Source organism: Corallococcus sp. AS-1-12 (assembly GCF_020036995.1).
Classification (GTDB): Bacteria; Myxococcota; Myxococcia; order Myxococcales; family Myxococcaceae; genus Corallococcus.
In genome coordinates this window covers 1-2,954 of record NZ_JAIQDD010000078.1, presented here as the reverse complement: position 1 = coordinate 2,954, position 2,954 = coordinate 1, and the positions used below count along the sequence as shown (strand labels likewise).

Below are 2,954 nucleotides of genomic sequence, written 5' to 3'. Positions count from 1 at the left end.
AGGGCTTCGCCCGCGAGGTTGATGACGCGCACGGAAGGCGGCACCGCACCCAGGCGCAGCAGTTGCGCCATGGCGGAGGGCACGGTGTTGACGAGGGTGACGTGCGAAGCGGTAGGCAGCTCCGCCAGGTGCAGGGCATTGCGTGCCACCACCACCGCGCCCCCGCTGCTCAACGGAGCGAAGAGCTCGAAGACGGAGAGGTCGAAGTTGAGGCTCGTCGCGGCGAGGGTGCCCTTCAACTCCTCGTGGGTAAACGTCTCCAGGGCCCAGTGGAGGAAGGAGACGGCGTTGCCGTGGGAGATGGCGACGCCCTTGGGACGGCCGGTGCTGCCGGAGGTGTAGATGAGGTAGGCGAGGTGGCCCGGGTGGATGTCCACCGTGGGCGCCGTCGTCGGCTGCTTCACCAGCTCCACGTCCGAGTCGAGGCACACGGGCGTGGCGCTGGTTTCTGGCAGCGCCGAGAGCAGGTGCGAATGCGCCACGAGGGCAGGCCCCTGAGCGTCCTCCAGCAGCCAGCCCAGGCGCTCACGCGGGTAGCTGGGGTCCAGCGGCACGTAGGCACCACCGGCCTTGAGGATGCCGAGGGCACCGATGACGAGGTCCTCGGTGCGCTCGACGCACAGGCCGACGCGGACTTCGGGTCCGACACCCAGGCCGCGCAGGCGGTGCGCGAGCTGGTTGGCCTTCGCGTCCAGCTCCCGGTACGTCAGCCGCCGCTCGGGCGTGATGACAGCGAAGGCATCCGGCGTGCGGCGCACCTGGGCTTCCACCATCGCCGGGATGCTGGACTCACGCTGGGTTTCAGTGCCAGCCGGGTTCCAGTCCACGAGAAGCTGCTGGCGCTCAGCATCCGTGAGCAGCGGCAGGTCTCCCAGGCGGGTGTCTGGCTTCTGTGCGATGGCCTCCAGCAATACGCCGAAGTGGCCGGCCATGCGCTGCACGGTCGCCGCGTCGAACAGGTCCGTCGCGTACTCCAGTGAGCCGGTCAGCCCGCCCTGGACCTCTTGCAGCGAGAGGGAGAGGTCGAACATCGCGGAGTGGGCTTCCTGCGGCGCGGCCTGGAAGGACAGGCCCGGCAGGTGCAACGCCCGAGCAGGCGTGTTCTGCAGGACGAACATGGCCTGGAACAGAGGGCTGCGGCTCAGGTCCCGTGTGGGCTGCACGGCTTCGACGAGCTTCTCGAAGGGCAGATGCTGGTGGTCGTACGCCGCGAGCGTCGTGCCGCGCACCTGGGCGAGCAGCTCCCGGAACGTCGAGCGCGGATCCATCCGGGCCCGCAGGACGAGCGTGTTGATGAAGAAGCCGATGAGGCCTTCGGTCTCCGCCTGGGTGCGGCCGGCGATGGGGGAGCCGACACTGACGTCATCCTGTGCGGAGTAGCGCGAAAGCAGCACTTGGAAGGCCGCCAGCAGCGTCATGAAGGGTGTCGCGCCTTCACGCTGCGCCAGGGCCTTGAGCGCGTCTGAGACCCGAGCGGGAATCCGCACCGCCACGGTGGCGCCACGGTGGGACTGCACGGGCGGACGCGGCCGGTCCGTCGGCAGCTCGAGTGCTGGAGGTGATCCAGACAACTGCTGCTTCCAGTAACCCAGTTGCGCGTCGAGCACCTCGCCCTGGAGCCAGTCGCGCTGCCACGTGGCGAAGTCCGCGTACTGCACGGGCAGCGGCGGGAGGGCCGGCGCCGTTCCGGAGGTGAAGGCCTCGTAGAAGGCCACCATTTCGCGCACGAGGACGCCCATGGACCAGCCGTCGGAGACGATGTGGTGCATCGTCACCAACAGCAGGTGTTCATTCTCCTCCAGGCGCACCAGCGTGCTGCGCAGCAGCGGACCCCTGGCGAGGTCGAACGGCCGTCGCGCTTCCTCGTCGGCCAGCCGCCGGGATTCTTCCTTTCGCTGGACCTCCGGCAGGGAGGAGAGGTCCACCCGCGGCAAGGTCCACTCCACCGGCGCATGGATGCGCTGGGTGGGCTGGCCCTGGTGTTCGTGGAAGGTGGTGCGCAGGGCCTCATGGCGCTGGACGAGCGACTCGAAGGCGCGGCGCAGCGACTCCACGTCCAGGTGTCCGGAGAGCTGGAGCGCGGTGGGGAGGTTGTAGGACGCATCCCCCGGCTGGAGTTGATCCAAGAGCCACAGCCGCTGCTGCGCGAAGGACAGCGGCTCCGAAGCCCCGCGAGCCGCGGCCCTCCGAAGCGGAATCGACGGCGCGGATGTCCCCTCGGAGTCGATGCGTCGGGCGAGGGCGGCGACGGTAGGCGCTTCGAATAGCGCTCGAAGGGGCAACTCCCTGCGGAAGGTGGTGCGCACGCGCGAGACGAGCTGGGTGGCCAGCAGCGAATGGCCTCCGAGCGCGAAGAAGTCGTCGTGGATGCCCACCCGCTCCACGTGCAGCACCTGCGTGAAGAGGGCCGCGAGCTGCTCCTCGGTGGGAGTGCGCGGCGCGACGTAGTGGGCCGCGAGCTCCGAACCCACCGGCGCGGGCAGGGCCTTGCGGTCCACCTTGCCGTTGGTGTTGAGCGGCAGCGCTTCCAACACGAGGAGCGCCGAGGGCACCATGTACTCGGGCAGGTGTTGCTTGAGCCAGCCCTTGAGGTCGTCCGTCGACGGTGCGGCCGCCACTTCGCCATCCGTGAGGACCACGTAGGCGACGAGCCGCTTGTCGCCGGGGATGTCCTCGCGAGTCAGCACCACGGCCGCGTGCACCTGGGGATGCTTGAGGAGGGTGGCTTCGATTTCGCCCAACTCGATGCGGAAGCCGCGGACCTTCACCTGGAAGTCGGCACGGCCCAGGTAGTCGAGCATCCCGTCCGCGCGCCAGCGCACCACGTCGCCCGTGCGGTAGAGGCGGGCACCCGGGGTAGAGGAGAAGCCATCCGGGATGAAGCGGTCCGCCGTCAACTCCGGGCGGTTGAGGTAGCCGCGCGCGACACCCTCACCGCCGATGAAGAGCTCACC

General features: G+C 69.2%; 1 protein-coding gene. It reads right to left on the bottom strand.

Annotation, left to right across the window (positions count from 1 at the left end; all coding sequences use genetic code 11):
* The coding region (locus K8556_RS38700; protein WP_223745154.1) for a condensation domain-containing protein at positions 1-2,954 on the bottom strand (2,954 nt) is incomplete at both ends.